The following is a 14,102-nucleotide window of genomic DNA, read 5'->3' as shown; positions in this document are numbered from 1 at the left end:
GGAGGGATTACAAATGGCCGAGGAACTGGAAACCGAGCGTGCCGACGTTCGCGAAGACGGCAGGCGCCCTCCCCGCGCGGTCGTCGGTTCGCACCGCATCGAAGAGGAAATCTTTGGCAAGGTTTTCGACGGCAATATCATCAAGCGCATCTGGGCCTTCGTGCGCCCCTATCGGGTGAAGATCTACTGGGCCGTTGTCGCGGTGCTGACCTTTACCGCGATGCAGCTCCTGGTTCCGCTGATCATCCGCTACGCCATCGATCACGGTATGCAGCCGGGCAGCGTCGATCACGGCGTGCTCACCTGGTCGATCATCGCCTTTCTGGCTGCGATCCTCATCAACTTCGGCGCGAGCTATGTGCAGGAAACTCTCGTCGGCAACGTCGCCGAGGACGTTCTCTTCGACATCCGCAAGGCAATGTTCGCGCATCTGCAGCGCGTCTCGCTGTCCTGGATGGACAAGACAGAAGTCGGCCGCCTGATGTCGCGCCTGCAGGGCGACGTGAACTCAATGCAGGAATTCCTTGAGACCTCGGTGCTTTCGGTCGGCGATATCGCTCTGCTCTTCGGTATCGTTTTCGTCATGCTGTATCTCGACTTGAAGCTCGGCCTGCTGACGCTCTCGGCGCTTCCCGTGCTCTTCGTCGTCCGCATCTTCTGGCTGCCGCGCGCCCGAAAGTCCTTCATGGCGGCGCATGAGACAAATTCCGTGGCGAACGGCGCACTCGCCGAGGCGATCCATGGCGTTCGCGCCGTGCAGAGCATGGATCGCGAGCGCGTCAACTTCACGCTCTACGACGACAAGGCACGCGCCAACCTGAAGACCCACCTCACCGCTGCGAAGTATGCGCAGGTCATGGTGCCGATCGTGGATTCGCTGACGGGCCTCGCCATGGCGCTCGTGATCGTGGTCGGCGGAGCGCGCGTACTGGACCAGGAGCTCGATGTCGGTGTCATGATCGCCTTCCTCTTCTATATCCAGCGCTTCTTCGATCCGATCCGCTCGCTCACGCTGCAATATTCGGTCATGCAGCGCGCGATGGCTTCCGGCCAGCGATTGACGGATGTGCTGGACGTGCCGGTCGACATCAAGGATGCGCCGGACGCCAAGGTGCTTTCATCCGACATGGATGGTTCGGTGGAATTCCGCGATGTCGTCTTCGGTTACAATCCGAAGCATCCGGTTCTCAAACACGTGAGCTTCAAGGTGAACCCCGGCGAGACGGTCGCGCTCGTCGGTCCGACGGGTTCCGGCAAGTCGAGCTGCATGTCGCTGATCCATCGTTTCTACGAGGTTCAGGGTGGCCAGGTTCTGGTCGGTGGTCACGACGTGCGCGACCTCACACAGGATTCGCTCGGCCGCCAGATCGCCATGGTGCTGCAGGAGCCCTTCCTCTTCACCGGAACGGTGTTCGAGAACATCCGGTATCACAAGACCGACGCGACCCGCGAACAGGTAATCGAGGCAGCCAAGGCCGTCGGCGCCCATGATTTCATCATGCGCCTGCCCGACGGTTACGAGAGCATCCTCGGCCAGCGCGGCGGCAATCTTTCGCTAGGTCAGCGGCAGCTCATCAGCTTCGCCCGCGCTCTTGTGGCGGACGCGAAAATCCTCGTGCTCGACGAGGCGACCGCCAATATCGACAGCTATACGGAAATGCTGATCCAGAAGGCATTGGTGAAACTGCTCGAAGGCCGCACCGGCCTGGTCATTGCCCACCGCCTTGCGACGATCCGCGAGGCGGACCGCATCATCGTTCTGCAGAATGGCGAACTGGTCGAAAGCGGCAACCACCATGAACTGATGGAGAACGGCAAGCTCTATTCCAGGCTCTACAATCTCAACTATGCCTCCTTTGACGACATACCGGATGACATTGTCTCCGAGAAAGAAGCTGAAATTTCGACAACGTAGAAATAGCTAAGCCGTTGCGTCGATGAAACTCTCTCTCGACCGCCGGCTTCCAAGCCCCCACCTTAGGCGAATACGCTAGCGACGATCGTGTGAGAATGAGGCGAAATGCAATCCTACTGGAAGCACATCCGCAGCCTGTGGCTCTACATTGTGCCGCCCGAACGCCGACGATCAGTTCGAGCCATCGCTCAAAAGATGATCGAGGCCTCTCTGGCCACGTCTTCATGGATCTTGCGCGTGGCAGAAGGCAACATGCCGCCATTACCAATTCAAGAAGACAACTATTCGTCTGATACATCCTGGAGGAGTCCGTCATAGACCTCCAACAGCGCATTGGTGATCGCCTGCCCAAGCGCATTGCCCGCAAGGCGAACCTCGTCTTCCGTGCCGTCACGGGCTGTCCTGGCGAGTTCGAAACCTTGCTCACTGACGATCTGCTTGGCGACTTCAATTGCCCAAAGGCCGAAGTCACCCCGGTTCTTGATCATGATTACGTCTTCCATTGTCACTCCGACCGGTTGCCACAACGCTGTCTATACTGGCGGACGGATCAATGCCAGGTCCGCGCTAGAGATGCATGTTGCGGCCTTGTGGCGCACAGGAAAGGTTTCCGAGAGGCCTGGAGGGGGCGGTCGCAACGATGGCTGACCCGCTGAAGGCTCGTCCGCCCCAACACGGCGCTCACTCTCCGCCCTTGCCGCATCATCGGCCGGGAAGAAAGGCCATTGCATCTTCAGGCGCGAGCTGTCCCCGTAGGGTGGCCGTCAGCCGGTCAGGACCAAGCTGGCGCAAATCCTCGTTGAAGTCGCCCAGTTCGGGGAGAAGAACAAATGGGAGTATCCCGAGGGCCTGCGCCCGGCCGCTCAACCGCTCGATGGCCCGCCGACCGGCTGCATCCGCATCAGCGGCGATATATAGACGCAGGCACTCGCCTGGCAACTGGAAGGCCGCCAAGTGATTGGCGCTGAGCCCTGCCACCATCGCCATGACGGGCATAACTTGCGATAGCGACAATATGGTTTCGAGCCCCTCGCCCGCCGCGATAACTCTCACGGGAGAAGCAACCGGGAAATGGAAGCGCACACCATTGCCGAGCAGGCTGCCGAGTGCGCGACGCGGGTTTTCGACCTTCGCCTTGCCGTCGCCGTTGGGATCAAGCCAGGTGCGATGCACGCCCGTAATTGCACCTGTCTGGTCAGTGACGGCCGCAATCAGCGCCGGATAACTGGTTGTCCGCCCGGTTGTCAAATCGCGGTAAAAACAGGACGGATGAAAGCGCAACGCCGGATGGATTGAAGCCCGCAGGATGCTCCGTTGACGCAGGTAGTCATCGGCAAGCGTGCCTCCAAGGGCCTGCGTTGTCCGGAACAGACGCTGTGCCCGCTCCATTGCTGATCGGCGGACTGACGCAAAACCGCCCGCCTCCTCTCCGTGAGACAGCTCGGGTCGGAGTTGCGGCAAGCTCAGGAAATATCGCGCCTCCTCAGCCACGCCACGGAAGTCGGGGAGACCGCGGGCTTCCCGGATAAGGTCGAGCAGGTCACCGAACTGGCCTGTCGCCGCATCCACCCATTTGCCGGCACTCGGGCCGGTCAGGCGGACATAGAGCGATCCGCCTTTGCTGTTGGCGACATCTCCGACAATCCAGTAATTGCCGGCGCGATGGCCGGACGAGAGATAATAGCGGCAGACCGCTTCGGCATTTTGCGCGAGACGGTTTGCCAGTTCTGAAGCAGATAACATAGGTAAGCCTCCTTCACTGAGATCAGGCGGTCGCGGCGAGCGGCGCATCGTCTGTCGAAGGAGCATCGGGCTGCAGGCTGTGTAGGTAAGCGGCGGCGCGTTCAGCATGCGCGGCGGCCTGGAAAACTGCGCGCTTGTCGTTTTTCAGAACCTTCAGCCAGCTGCCGATATAGGCTGCGTGATCTTCTCTGGGTTCACTCTCGATGCCGAGATCCGCGCAGATCAAGGCTGCAGAAACCTCAGCCACAACCTCTTCCATCGCGTATCCATCATCGCCCCATGTCTTACGGCCGAAATCGCGGTTGAGACGAGTGGGGTGGCGCGTCCAGTGCGCAGTTTCGTGGGCAAGGACTGACACGTAGGCGTCGGGAGATTCGAAAGCCTCGAAAGGAGGCATGCCGATGAAGTCCTCGAGGGGACTGTAGAATGCCTTGTTGCCGCCGAAGTGGATCTTGGCGCCGGTATGGGCGAAGAAGGCGTCGGCATGGGCAAAGCGCTTCATGGGCGAGCGCGGTTCGGCCGGAGTGGGGGTGAACCGCGCCGGGAGATTGTCGATCTGGTCGCAGTTGAAGACAGGGTAGCCTTTCAGGAAGGGGATGCGCTGCTCAATTTCCTCGCCGTTTTCGGCTTCTTCGGTCGTCTCGATTGCGCCGGCATAGACAACGAGGGCGGAGATTTCGCCCTTTCTGACCTGCCCACCAAGTTCCTGGGCTTGGCGATAGGTCATCCAGTAGGGGGAAACGTAGCCGTTGGCGGTCGTTTCCATCCACAAAAGCATGGTGTTGATGCCGCGATAAGGCACGCCATTATGGCGCAGCGGCCGTGTCGGCGTGCCATTCGCCCCCCATGGTTGATGCCAGGGCCGGACGCCGGTTTCGAGCTGATCTACGATCTTGCCGGTAATGCGCTGATAGATATCCTTGTCCGGACGCCGGCGGCGGGGGAAAGGCTTACGGGACTTACTGTTCATGATGCTTTCTCCGGTCAACGGACCGGGGAAAGCCTCTCTCTCCCGCTCAGGCCCGTTCGATCGGACCCCTCACCTCTCTTACTCTTTGGTGTCTCCGGCCCCTTAAACCGTTACAGAACCCCTCTCCTTCCTCTCCCTTCCTCTCTCCCTGGCATGCTCCTGCACCACGTGCTGATCGTCGTGGAAGACAGGGATCTTCATGCGAGAGCGGAGTTCCGCCTCGATCAGGAAGCATTCGGGAGCCTTGATGTCCTCAAGATTGATGCCGCCGAACGTCGGCTCGAGCAGAGCCACGGCGTCGCAGAACCTGGAGACGTCCGTGGTGTCGACCTCGATATCGAACGGGTCGATGCCAGCGAACTTCTTGAACAGGACCGCCTTGCCCTCCATGACCGGCTTCGAGGCGAGTGGTCCGATGTTTCCGAGGCCGAGGACCGCAGTCCCGTTTGTGATGACCCCGACGAGATTGCCTCGGGCCGTGTATTGGCTTGCAGCCCTGGGATCCGCCACGATCGCCTCGCAGGGAGCGGCGACGCCGGGCGAGTACGCCAGCGCCAGATCGCGCTGCGTCTCCATCCGCTTGATCGTCTGGATGCCGAGCTTTCCGGGCTGAGAATATAGATGGTAGTCGAGCGCGGCTTGCCGAAAATCGTCGATCATGGGAGCTGTCCTGAGAGGGCGTGGGCGAGACATTCGCCCACTCCGGGTCTTGTTATTCGGCCAGTTCGCGCATGACCATGATCAGGTCGGACTTGCCCTCGAATCCGATGCCGGGAAGCTCCGGCATCACAATGTGGCCGTCCTCGACCTTCACACCGTCCGGGAAGCCACCATAGGGCTGGAACAGGTCCGGATAGCTCTCGTTGCCGCCCAAGCCCAGGCCTGCCGCGATATTGAGCGACATCTGGTGTCCCCCGTGCGGAATGCAGCGCGACGACGACCAGCCGAACTGGCGCAGGACGTCCAGCGTGCGCAGGTATTCCACCAGACCGTAGGAAAGGGCGCAGTCGAACTGCAGGTAGTCCCGGTCCGGCCGCATCCCGGCATAACGGAGCAGGTTGCGGGCGTCCTGATGCGAGAACAGGTTTTCTCCGGTCGCCATCGGCGCATCGTAGAATTCCGAGATTGCGGCCTGGAGGGCGTAGTCCAGCGGATCGCCGATTTCCTCGTACCAGAACAGCGGGTAGTCGCGGAGCATCTTGGCGTAGGCGATACCCGTCTCGAGGTCGAAGCGGCCGTTCGCATCGACGGCAAGACGCGCCTCGGAACCAATCTCTTCGAGAACGGACTCGATACGGCCACGGTCTTCGTCGATCGAGGCGCCGCCGATCTTCATCTTGACGACATTGTACCCGCGGTCGAGGTATCCGCGCATCTCCTTGCGTAGAGCACTGTTGTCCTTGCCGGGATAGTAGTAGCCGCCCGCAGCATAGACGAAGACCCTCGGATTGGCCTCACGGCCCTTCATCTTGGCAAGGAGCCGGAAGAGCGGCTTGCCTTCGATTTTGGCGACAGCGTCCCAGACGGCCATGTCGATGGTGCCGACGGCGACCGAGCGCTCGCCGTGACCGCCGGGCTTCTCGTTCTGCATCATCGTCGTCCAGATCTTGTGCGGGTCGAGATTCGTGCCTGCGTCGTTCATCAGGCTTTCCGCCGGCGCTTCAAGTATCCGATCCCGGAAGCGCTCGCGGATGAGGCCGCCCTGGCCGTAGCGACCGTTCGAATTGAAGCCGTAGCCTACCACTCGCCGGCCGTCCTTCACGACATCGGTCACGACGGCGACCAGGCTCGCGGTCATCTTCGAGAAGTCGATATAGGCGTTGCGGATAGGCGAAGCGATCGGCTTTGTCACTTCGCAGATGTCGATGATGCGCATTAGATGAACTCCATTTAGTTGTAAGATGTTAGTGTCAGTGTTGAATTGTGACGGGAGCGGCAGTGATCTGTTTGGGAATCTCTCCGTGCTGCTCGGCAATCACCGCTTCGACCGTCCGTCGATCGAGAGCGCCTCCCCACTTGGCGATGGCGATCGTCGCGACACCATTCCCGATGAGGTTTACAACCGCCCGCGCCTCGTTCATGAAGCGGTCGACGCCGAGTAGAAGCACCAGGCCCGCCATCGGGATTTCATGGAAGCTGGACAGCGTCGCGGCGAGCGTCACGAAGCCGGCGCCTGCTACACCTGCCGATCCCTTCGACGTCAGCAACAAGACGCCGAGGATGACGAGCTGCCCTTCAATCCCAAGCGGCGTGTTTGTCGCCTGAGCGACGAACACGGCCGCCATCGTAAGATAAATGCAGGTTCCGTCCGCGTTGAACGTGTAACCGGTAGGGAGGACTAGGCCGACGACGGACTTTTTGCATCCGAGCCTTTCGAGCTTTTCCATCATCCGCGGAAGCACCGCCTCCGAAGAACATGTCGCAAGGACGATCAAGAGCTCGTCCTTGAAGTGCCGGAAGAAGTGCATCAGGGGGAAACCAGACCATCTGGCCACGGCTCCGAGCACGAACACCACGAAGAAGGCCGAGGTGAGATAGACGGCCAGCATGAGGTGACCCGAGGACCAGAGGGTGCCGATCCCGTGCTTGCCGATAGTATAGGCCACTCCGGCTCCCGCGCCGATGGGAGCGAGCCGCATGACCATCGAGACGATCCGAAACAGGCACTGGAGGAACGCGTCGAGGAAGTCCATTACCGGCTTGCCCCGTTCGCCGATCTGGACAAGCGCGACTCCAACGAGAACTGCCAGGAGGATGACCTGGAGCATCGCTCCCTTGGCGAAGGCATCGACCATCGTCGTCGGGATGATGTTCATCATGAAGTCGACGAAGCCCCCTTGCTGCTGAGCCGTTTGCTGATACTGGTTGATCGAGCCGGCATTCAAGGTACTAACGTCGATGTTCATACCGACGCCGGGATTCATGATGTTGACCACGATCAGTCCAAGAACGAGGACGATCGTGGAGACGACCTCGAAGTAGATGAGCGCGCGAGCGCCGATTTTTCCAACCTCCTTGATGTCGCCCATCTTCGCGATACCGAGGACGACGGTTGCGAAGATTACCGGTGCGAGAAGCATCTTGATGAGCTTGATGAAGCCATCTGCCAAAGGCTGCAGCTTCGTGGCGAACTCGGACACCAGTAGTCCCGCCAGAATCCCCAGGGCTATGCCGATTAGAACTTGTACGTATAGTTGACCTAGCACGCGTCGTGCCATGGTGCTCCTCCTATTCCTCCTGCCGCACTTCATTTGCGGCCGGATTTCCAATAGGGAGTGGTAAAGAACCGACGGGCCTCGATCTAATGCCAATGGTCATTTTATTGATGCCGATTTGGCATCATATTGACTGCCGACATCTGCTTGGACAGGGACTGGAATCGTCCGAGTTTCATGCGACAGCCGACTCGCACCGGCCCTAATGGATAACTGCAAAGGCGACGCGCTTGTTCGCTTTTGGCATGGAAGCGCGCCGCCTTCCTACGTCGTTTTCGAAATCAGACGAGGAAGTCCGCCACGGCCTTGCCGGATGTCGCGGTGTCGGCTGTTCCACCGAGATCGCGCGTCCGAAGCCGTGCATCCGCAAGGGATCCTTCGATCCCTGCCATGACGGCGTCGGCGGCTTCCTGCTCGCCAAGGTGCTCGAGCATCATGGCTGCGGACCAGATCTGGCCGATCGGGTTGGCGACCCCCTGCCCGGCTATGTCAGGTGCCGAACCGTGCACTGGTTCGAATAGCGAAGGGAATTCTCTCTCGGGATTGATGTTGCCGGAAGGTGCAATTCCGATCGTACCCGTGCAGGCAGGCCCCAGGTCGGAAAGGATGTCCCCAAAGAGGTTGGAAGCGACCACCACGTCGAACTTGTCGGGATTCAGAACGAAATGGGCGCAAAGGATGTCAATGTGGTACTTGTCCCACGAGACGTCCGAGTAAGATCTCGCCATCTCTTCGACGCGTTCGTCCCAATACGGCATCGTGATCGAGATCCCATTGGACTTGGTCGCCGACGTCAGTTTCTTTCTCGGACGGCTCTGAGCAAGTTCGAAAGCGAACTTAAGGATCCGATCGACGCCTATCCGCGTCATCACCGTCTCCTGGACGACGGTCTCGCGATCCGTGCCGGGGAATATTTTGCCGCCGATCGAGGAGTATTCTCCCTCCGTATTCTCACGGACCACGTAGAAGTCGATGTCCCCTGGTCCACGGCCCGCCAGCGGCGAGGAGACACCCGGCATGAGCCGGCATGGCCTGAGACTGACATATTGGTCGAACTCCCGACGGAATTGGATCAGAGATCCCCATAACGAAACGTGATCGGGGACAATTTCCGGCCAGCCCACTGCACCGAAGAAGATCGCGTCGTGACCGCCGATCTGGGCCTTCCAGTCCTCGGGCATCATTCGGCCATGCTTTGCGTAGTAGTCGCATGAGGCGAAATCGAAGGAGTCGATCTGCAACTCGAACCCGAACTTCTTTGAGGCGGCCTCCAAAACCCGCAAGCCCTCAGGTACGACCTCCTTGCCGATACCATCGCCGGCGATGGAGGCAATCCTGTAGATTCGGTTCGTTTTCTGTCCACTCATGTTTATCTCCAGTGTCAGTCTTCTTCAACGAAGACTTCCTTGCGGCGTTTTGCGATGTCGGGAATGAAGGCGATTGCGAGCACGGCCATGGCGACCACAAGAAGGGTGGCGCTGATCGGTCTGTTCACGAAGACCATCGGATCGCCGTGGGAGATCGTCATCGCCCGACGGAGATGTTCTTCCAGCAGCGGACCGAGAACGAAACCCAGCAGCATGGGGGCAGGCTCGAACTCCAGCTTGGCAAGAACGTAGCCAAAGACACCGAAGGCGGCCATGACGTACAGATCGAACGTATTCGAGTTGACGCTGTAGACCCCGATGGATGCGAACGCGAGGATGGCCGGAAACAACACGGCATAGGGAACTGTCAGCAGCCTCACCCAAAGTCCAATGAGCGGCAGGTTCAAGACCACGAGAAGGAAGTTCCCGATCCACATCGAAGCAATGAGCCCCCAGAACAAAACGGGCTGTGACGTCGCAACCTGTGGCCCTGGAACGATCCCCTGGATAATCATCGCGCCGATCATCAGAGCCATGACCGGATTTGCGGGTACGCCGAGGGTCAGCATGGGAATGAATGACGTCTGGGCGCCTGCGTTGTTAGCCGCCTCAGGACCGGCCACGCCTTCGATGGCCCCTTTCCCGAAGCGTTCGGGTGTCTTCGATATCTTCTTTTCCAGGGCGTACGATGCGAAGGACGCCAGAATTGCGCCGCCGCCCGGAAGGACTCCGAGTGCTGAGCCCAGCGCGGTCCCGCGACATGCGGGAGCAAATATGGTCTTGAGATCCTCCCTACTCGGCCAAAGACCCGCAACTCGCTTGACGACTGCGATGCGCTGAACCGTGACCTCGAGGTTCCGGAGGATTTCAGCAATGCCGAAGATGCCGACTGCCACGGCGACGAAGTTGAGCCCGTCGGCAAGCTCCGCTCGACCGAGGGTGAAACGCATCGCTCCCGTGTTGATGTCGGTACCCACCAGACCGAAGATCAAGCCCATCGACACCATAGCGATAGTCTTGAGGACGGACCCGCTGGCGAGGACGACGGAGGCTGCCAGACCTAGGACCATCAGGGCGAAGTACTCTGGAGAGCCGAACTGCAAGGCGATCTTCGTCAGCGGCGGAGCGAGCGCCGCGACAAAGACAGTCGCGATGGTGCCAGCAAAAAAAGAACTCAGCGCTGCCGCCGCGAGAGCTGGCCCTGCCCTTCCCTGTCTGGCCATCTGATATCCGTCGAGCGCCGTTACCGCCGATGATGACTCCCCAGGCAGGTTGATCAGGATTGCCGTGGTCGATCCTCCGTACTGCGCACCGTAGTAGATCCCCGCCAGCATGATGAGCGACGTCTCCGGCGACAACGAGAGCGTGATCGGCAAGAGCATCGCGATAGTCGCCGTCGGACCAATGCCGGGAAGTACGCCGACGAGGGTTCCGAGAAGCGTGCCCACGAAGCAGAAGAGAATATTGTACGGCGTGAGGGCTGCGCTCAGACCAAGCGCCAGGTTGCTGATGAAGTCCATTTCGTCAAACTCCAATCCACGGCCCGAACAGCCGGACGGGAAGGCCGAGTCCGTAGTAGAAGACGGCAAGACAGAAGGCCGTGATGGCCAACGCGATGACGGCTGCAATGTGTGGCCTTTGACCCTTTGCGGCCATCGCGGCGGAGATTGCTGTCAGCAATACTGCGGGAACGAAACCCAGCCCACGTATCGTCATACCGAACAGGATCGGCGCAGCAATGATTGCGACTATCGAACGAACGGGGGCATACTGCGGATGAAACGGGACGCTGACCGTTACGGCCTTCAATCCCACTGCCAGACCGATGCCAGTGATCAGAATCGACAGCACAAGCGGGAAATAGCCAGGGCCCATTCTCAGCGCGCTGCCGACGTCCATCCCGAAGAAGGACGTCAGGCCGAAGCTCAACCCGGTCACCAGCAAGACGAGCGATGCCGCGAGGTTTTTTATATCCATTGGAACACCCGGTGTCGGCCCAGGATACCCTGAGCTGCCCCTCCGATCTTAGTCGGCGAACTCGCCGGCGGCCTTGATGATCGGATCCCAGCGCTTGATTTCGCTGTCCAGCTTCGTGTGGAGGGCGTCCGGCGTTGCTTGTTCCTTCGTTGCCGGGATCGTCGCGATCTGGGCGAAGCGTTGCTTGAGGGTCGCGTCGTCCATCGCGGCTTGCAAAGCCGATGACAGCTTCTCTACGACCTCCTTGGGAGTGCCCTTGGGAGCGTAGACGCCGTGCCAGACGCCCAGCTTGAACGTCGGCAAGCCCGCTTCCGTGGTTGTCCTCACATCCGGAAGCGTTTCGGCCCTCTCCTCGCTTGTGATTGCGTAAGCCTTGACCTGGTTCTGCGTAATGGGACCAACCGTATTCGTCGCCTGGTCGCAAGTCATGTCGATCTGTTTGCCGATAAGGTCCGTCATGATGGGGCCATTGCCCTTGTATGGGACGGTGGTCATCCGGGTGCCGATCGTCGACATGAAGAGCGTACCGCATAGATGCGACGCCGCCCCAAGTCCGGCATGAGCGTAAGTGACGTTGGTGCCCTTCTCCTTGATGAAGGCGAGAAGGTCTTCGAAGGTCTCCGGCCCGAGGTCGGAACGCGAGATGACCGTCATCGGCGCGTCGCTTACCAACCCGATCGGCTCGAAAGCTTCCAGAGGCTTGTAAGGAAGCTGGCGATAGAGGGCGGGCGCCGTCGCCATGCCGATGTGGTGAACCAGGATGGTGTAGCCGTCCGGATCCGCGTCGGCGACGCGGCGAGCACCGATGGTGCCACCAGCGCCCGCCACGTTCTCAACCACGATCTGCTGGCCGAGCGACTTCGACATTGCGTCTGCGGTGAGCCGTGCGATCGTGTCGGTAGGCCCCCCTGCCGCATATGGGACGACCATGAAGATGCTGCGATCCGGATAGTCGGCAGCGAAAACCGGGGTGACGGAAAGCGCCAGCGCAGCTATAGTGAGTGTGGGCTTCATTTTCTTCCTCCTCCTTCTGCCGTTGACATCAACAACGGCGCTCCTCGGCGAACCTTTGCCGACTACCGGTTGACGGTCCAATGCCGATCCGGCTTCATTTGATGCCGATCATGAGGAGATGAGATGGATACCGCCTGGCTTTCCGACCTGCGTGCACTTGCTGAGACACTGAACTTCTCCAGAGCCGCAGAGCTCCGAAACATCACACAACCTGCGTTCGGCCGAAGGATCCGCGCCCTCGAAGACTGGAGTGGGACGCCGTTGGTCGACCGCTCCACGCACCGCCTGAAGATCACTCCCGCCGGAGAAATCATGCTTTCGGCAGCCGCCGATGTCATACAACGTCTTGAACGGGCGAAACACGAACTCGACCAGGCACGAGCCGCCAGCGCGACGCTGACCTTCGCCGCTACACACGCTCTTTCCTTTACGTTCTTTCCAGGCTGGGTTCAGGGCCTGGGCTCTTCCACTACGACGGTGCCCATACGCCTCCTATCCGACAACATGAACGAATGCGAAAAGATGATGGCTGACGGACGCGCTCAGTTTCTCCTCTGTCATCACCATCCGGACAGCGAGATCCGGCTGCACGACACCGATTTCAAGCATGTTGAATTGGCGAGAGACCTTCTGATACCCGTTGCGATGCGCTCCGAAAGCGGGGAGCCGACCTACAAGCTTCCTGGAACGCTCGAAGACCCCGTCCCGCATATTGCATTCGACGAGAAGTCTGGCATGGGTCGGATACTGGCAGCTACCATCCCAACTCGATCAGGTCACCTGAAGCTCGCTCGGGTGTTTACCTCCCACCTTGCCATGGTTTTGAAGGCACTTGCGATCGAAGGTAAGGGTGTCGCCTGGATTCCGCAGAGCCTGGCGGCCGCGGAACTGGGTAGCGGCGGCAAGCTCGCCATTGCCGGCGATGAAGAATGGACCGTTGCTGTCCAGATCGTCCTTATCCGTCCCCGAACGAGGATGACGGAGCTCGCGGAGCAGTTCTGGTCAACGGTGATGACTGCGCGCAAGTAACGCAGGAATCAATAGCGAGGAGATCTAAGCTCCTAGCAGCCTCCGAGCTCGAAGGTGTGCTAGTGGAAGTTCCGCGTCTTTACCTTCGTGGGATCGATGTGAAGGTCTGGGTGTTGGCTTCCGCGTGGAACTGAGCCGGTTTTGGAGTGAACCCCTCGGGCTGGACCATCGAAACGCTTCAAACTAAGCTGCTTAGCTCGGCTTTTGTCTACGACAGCTTGACGTGGATGCACCGCTCGCCCGCTTCGGCCGGCTTTGGAGCGGCAGATCGGTTTCATCGAGCAGCGGCTTGGAGGCTGGTTTTTGAGGAGCTGTCTGGAACTATGCTGGGGAAGCCTTGTTTGTGGGTGGCCATCGCCCCAGCGGCGTATCCGGTACGTCCCCGCGTCGAAGCGACAGTTGAGGCCGGGCCTGCGGAACCAGACAGCCATCTTGGCTTCGGGGCGCTCGATTAAGAGGACCTTCCGATGAAAGCACTCACCTGGCACGGCAAGCACGACATCCGTTGCGAGAGCGTTCCGGATCCGAAGATCCAGGATGGCAGGGATGCCATTATCAAGGTGACCGCCTGTGCCATCTGCGGTTCCGACCTGCATCTCTACGACGGCGTGATGCCCGACATGCATAGCGGCGACATCATGGGCCATGAGACCATGGGAGAGGTCGTCGAAGTCGGCACGCACAATGCGAAGCTGAAGGTGGGCGACCGGGTGGTGGTGCCGTTCACCATTTCCTGCGGCGAATGCTTCTTCTGCCGGCGCGGATTCTATTCGGGTTGCGAGCGTTCCAATCCAGACCGCAGTAAGGTCACCAAGCTTTGGGGCAATTCGCCCGCCGGCCTGTTCGGATATTCGCATCTGCTTGGCGGCTAC

12 protein-coding genes and 1 pseudogene are annotated in these 14,102 nt (G+C 59.9%); 3 read left to right on the top strand and 10 right to left on the bottom strand.

Annotated elements, in window-relative coordinates; genetic code table 11:
• Positions 1-13 precede the first annotated feature (13 nt).
• Positions 14-1,915 carry an ABC transporter ATP-binding protein gene (locus YH62_RS04830; RefSeq protein ID WP_046793064.1) on the top strand — a complete coding sequence of 634 codons (1,902 nt, stop codon included), beginning with the start codon at positions 14-16 and terminating at the stop codon, positions 1,913-1,915.
• A gap of 281 nt (positions 1,916-2,196) precedes the next feature.
• Here YH62_RS04830 and YH62_RS04825 read toward each other — a convergent pair whose 3' ends face one another.
• From YH62_RS04825 to YH62_RS04780, 10 genes and pseudogenes are all read right to left on the bottom strand, one after another.
• Positions 2,197-2,418: a hypothetical protein gene (locus YH62_RS04825; RefSeq protein ID WP_046793063.1), complete on the bottom strand. Its 222-nt coding sequence runs from the start codon at positions 2,416-2,418 to the stop codon at positions 2,197-2,199.
• Positions 2,419-2,617: 199 nt separating this feature from the next.
• Positions 2,618-3,658, bottom strand: a complete 1,041-nt coding sequence (locus YH62_RS04820; protein ID WP_046793062.1) for a toprim domain-containing protein — start codon at positions 3,656-3,658, stop codon at positions 2,618-2,620.
• 22 nt (positions 3,659-3,680) lie between these two features.
• Positions 3,681-4,628, bottom strand: a complete 948-nt coding sequence (locus YH62_RS04815; RefSeq protein WP_046793061.1) for a zincin-like metallopeptidase domain-containing protein — start codon at positions 4,626-4,628, stop codon at positions 3,681-3,683.
• A gap of 168 nt (positions 4,629-4,796) precedes the next feature.
• Positions 4,797-5,288 (bottom strand): annotated as a pseudogene (locus YH62_RS04810) (NADP-dependent malic enzyme); the annotation flags it as partial.
• 52 nt (positions 5,289-5,340) lie between these two features.
• Positions 5,341-6,504, bottom strand: a complete 1,164-nt coding sequence (locus tag YH62_RS04805) for a mandelate racemase/muconate lactonizing enzyme family protein (protein WP_046793059.1) — start codon at positions 6,502-6,504, stop codon at positions 5,341-5,343.
• Between the two features lie 34 nt (positions 6,505-6,538).
• On the bottom strand, positions 6,539-7,846 hold the full coding sequence (dctA, locus tag YH62_RS04800; RefSeq protein ID WP_046793058.1) for a C4-dicarboxylate transporter DctA: 1,308 nt from the start codon (positions 7,844-7,846) through the stop codon (positions 6,539-6,541).
• Between the two features lie 278 nt (positions 7,847-8,124).
• Positions 8,125-9,210, bottom strand: coding sequence for a tartrate dehydrogenase (locus tag YH62_RS04795; RefSeq protein ID WP_137326694.1), 1,086 nt, complete (start codon positions 9,208-9,210; stop codon positions 8,125-8,127).
• Positions 9,211-9,224: 14 nt separating this feature from the next.
• Positions 9,225-10,730 (bottom strand): tripartite tricarboxylate transporter permease, encoded by a 1,506-nt coding sequence (locus tag YH62_RS04790; RefSeq protein ID WP_046793056.1) that lies wholly within the window; start codon positions 10,728-10,730, stop codon positions 9,225-9,227.
• Positions 10,731-10,734: 4 nt separating this feature from the next.
• A complete protein-coding gene (locus tag YH62_RS04785; protein ID WP_046793055.1) occupies positions 10,735-11,187 on the bottom strand; it encodes a tripartite tricarboxylate transporter TctB family protein in 453 nt (150 codons plus the stop codon).
• 48 nt (positions 11,188-11,235) lie between these two features.
• Positions 11,236-12,201, bottom strand: a complete 966-nt coding sequence (locus tag YH62_RS04780) for a tripartite tricarboxylate transporter substrate-binding protein (RefSeq protein ID WP_052760340.1) — start codon at positions 12,199-12,201, stop codon at positions 11,236-11,238.
• Positions 12,202-12,324: 123 nt separating this feature from the next.
• Here YH62_RS04780 and YH62_RS04775 point away from each other — a divergent pair, with 123 nt between their 5' ends.
• Positions 12,325-13,230 carry a LysR family transcriptional regulator gene (locus YH62_RS04775; protein ID WP_046793054.1) on the top strand — a complete coding sequence of 302 codons (906 nt, stop codon included), beginning with the start codon at positions 12,325-12,327 and terminating at the stop codon, positions 13,228-13,230.
• A gap of 467 nt (positions 13,231-13,697) precedes the next feature.
• Positions 13,698-14,102, top strand: a 405-nt coding sequence (locus YH62_RS04770) for an alcohol dehydrogenase catalytic domain-containing protein (protein WP_046793053.1), incomplete at its 3' end; no start/stop codon positions are given.

Origin of the sequence: Rhizobium sp. LC145 (genome assembly GCF_001005825.1) — a bacterium.
Taxonomy (GTDB): domain Bacteria; phylum Pseudomonadota; class Alphaproteobacteria; order Rhizobiales; family Rhizobiaceae; genus Neorhizobium.
This window is presented reverse-complemented; position numbering and strand designations above follow the sequence as displayed.

Bases quoted from the DNA above. Each gene is read 5' to 3' on its own strand.
- YH62_RS04830 (WP_046793064.1), top strand. From the start codon at position 14: ATGGCCGAGGAACTGGAAACCGAGCGTGCCGACGTTCGCGAAGACGGC.
- YH62_RS04825 (WP_046793063.1), bottom strand. From the start codon at position 2,418: ATGGAAGACGTAATCATGATCAAGAACCGGGGTGACTTCGGCCTTTGG.
- YH62_RS04820 (WP_046793062.1), bottom strand. From the start codon at position 3,658: ATGTTATCTGCTTCAGAACTGGCAAACCGTCTCGCGCAAAATGCCGAA.
- YH62_RS04815 (WP_046793061.1), bottom strand. From the start codon at position 4,628: ATGAACAGTAAGTCCCGTAAGCCTTTCCCCCGCCGCCGGCGTCCGGAC.
- YH62_RS04805 (WP_046793059.1), bottom strand. From the start codon at position 6,504: ATGCGCATCATCGACATCTGCGAAGTGACAAAGCCGATCGCTTCGCCT.
- dctA (WP_046793058.1), bottom strand. From the start codon at position 7,846: ATGGCACGACGCGTGCTAGGTCAACTATACGTACAAGTTCTAATCGGC.
- YH62_RS04795 (WP_137326694.1), bottom strand. From the start codon at position 9,210: ATGAGTGGACAGAAAACGAACCGAATCTACAGGATTGCCTCCATCGCC.
- YH62_RS04790 (WP_046793056.1), bottom strand. From the start codon at position 10,730: ATGGACTTCATCAGCAACCTGGCGCTTGGTCTGAGCGCAGCCCTCACG.
- YH62_RS04785 (WP_046793055.1), bottom strand. From the start codon at position 11,187: ATGGATATAAAAAACCTCGCGGCATCGCTCGTCTTGCTGGTGACCGGG.
- YH62_RS04780 (WP_052760340.1), bottom strand. From the start codon at position 12,201: ATGAAGCCCACACTCACTATAGCTGCGCTGGCGCTTTCCGTCACCCCG.
- YH62_RS04775 (WP_046793054.1), top strand. From the start codon at position 12,325: ATGGATACCGCCTGGCTTTCCGACCTGCGTGCACTTGCTGAGACACTG.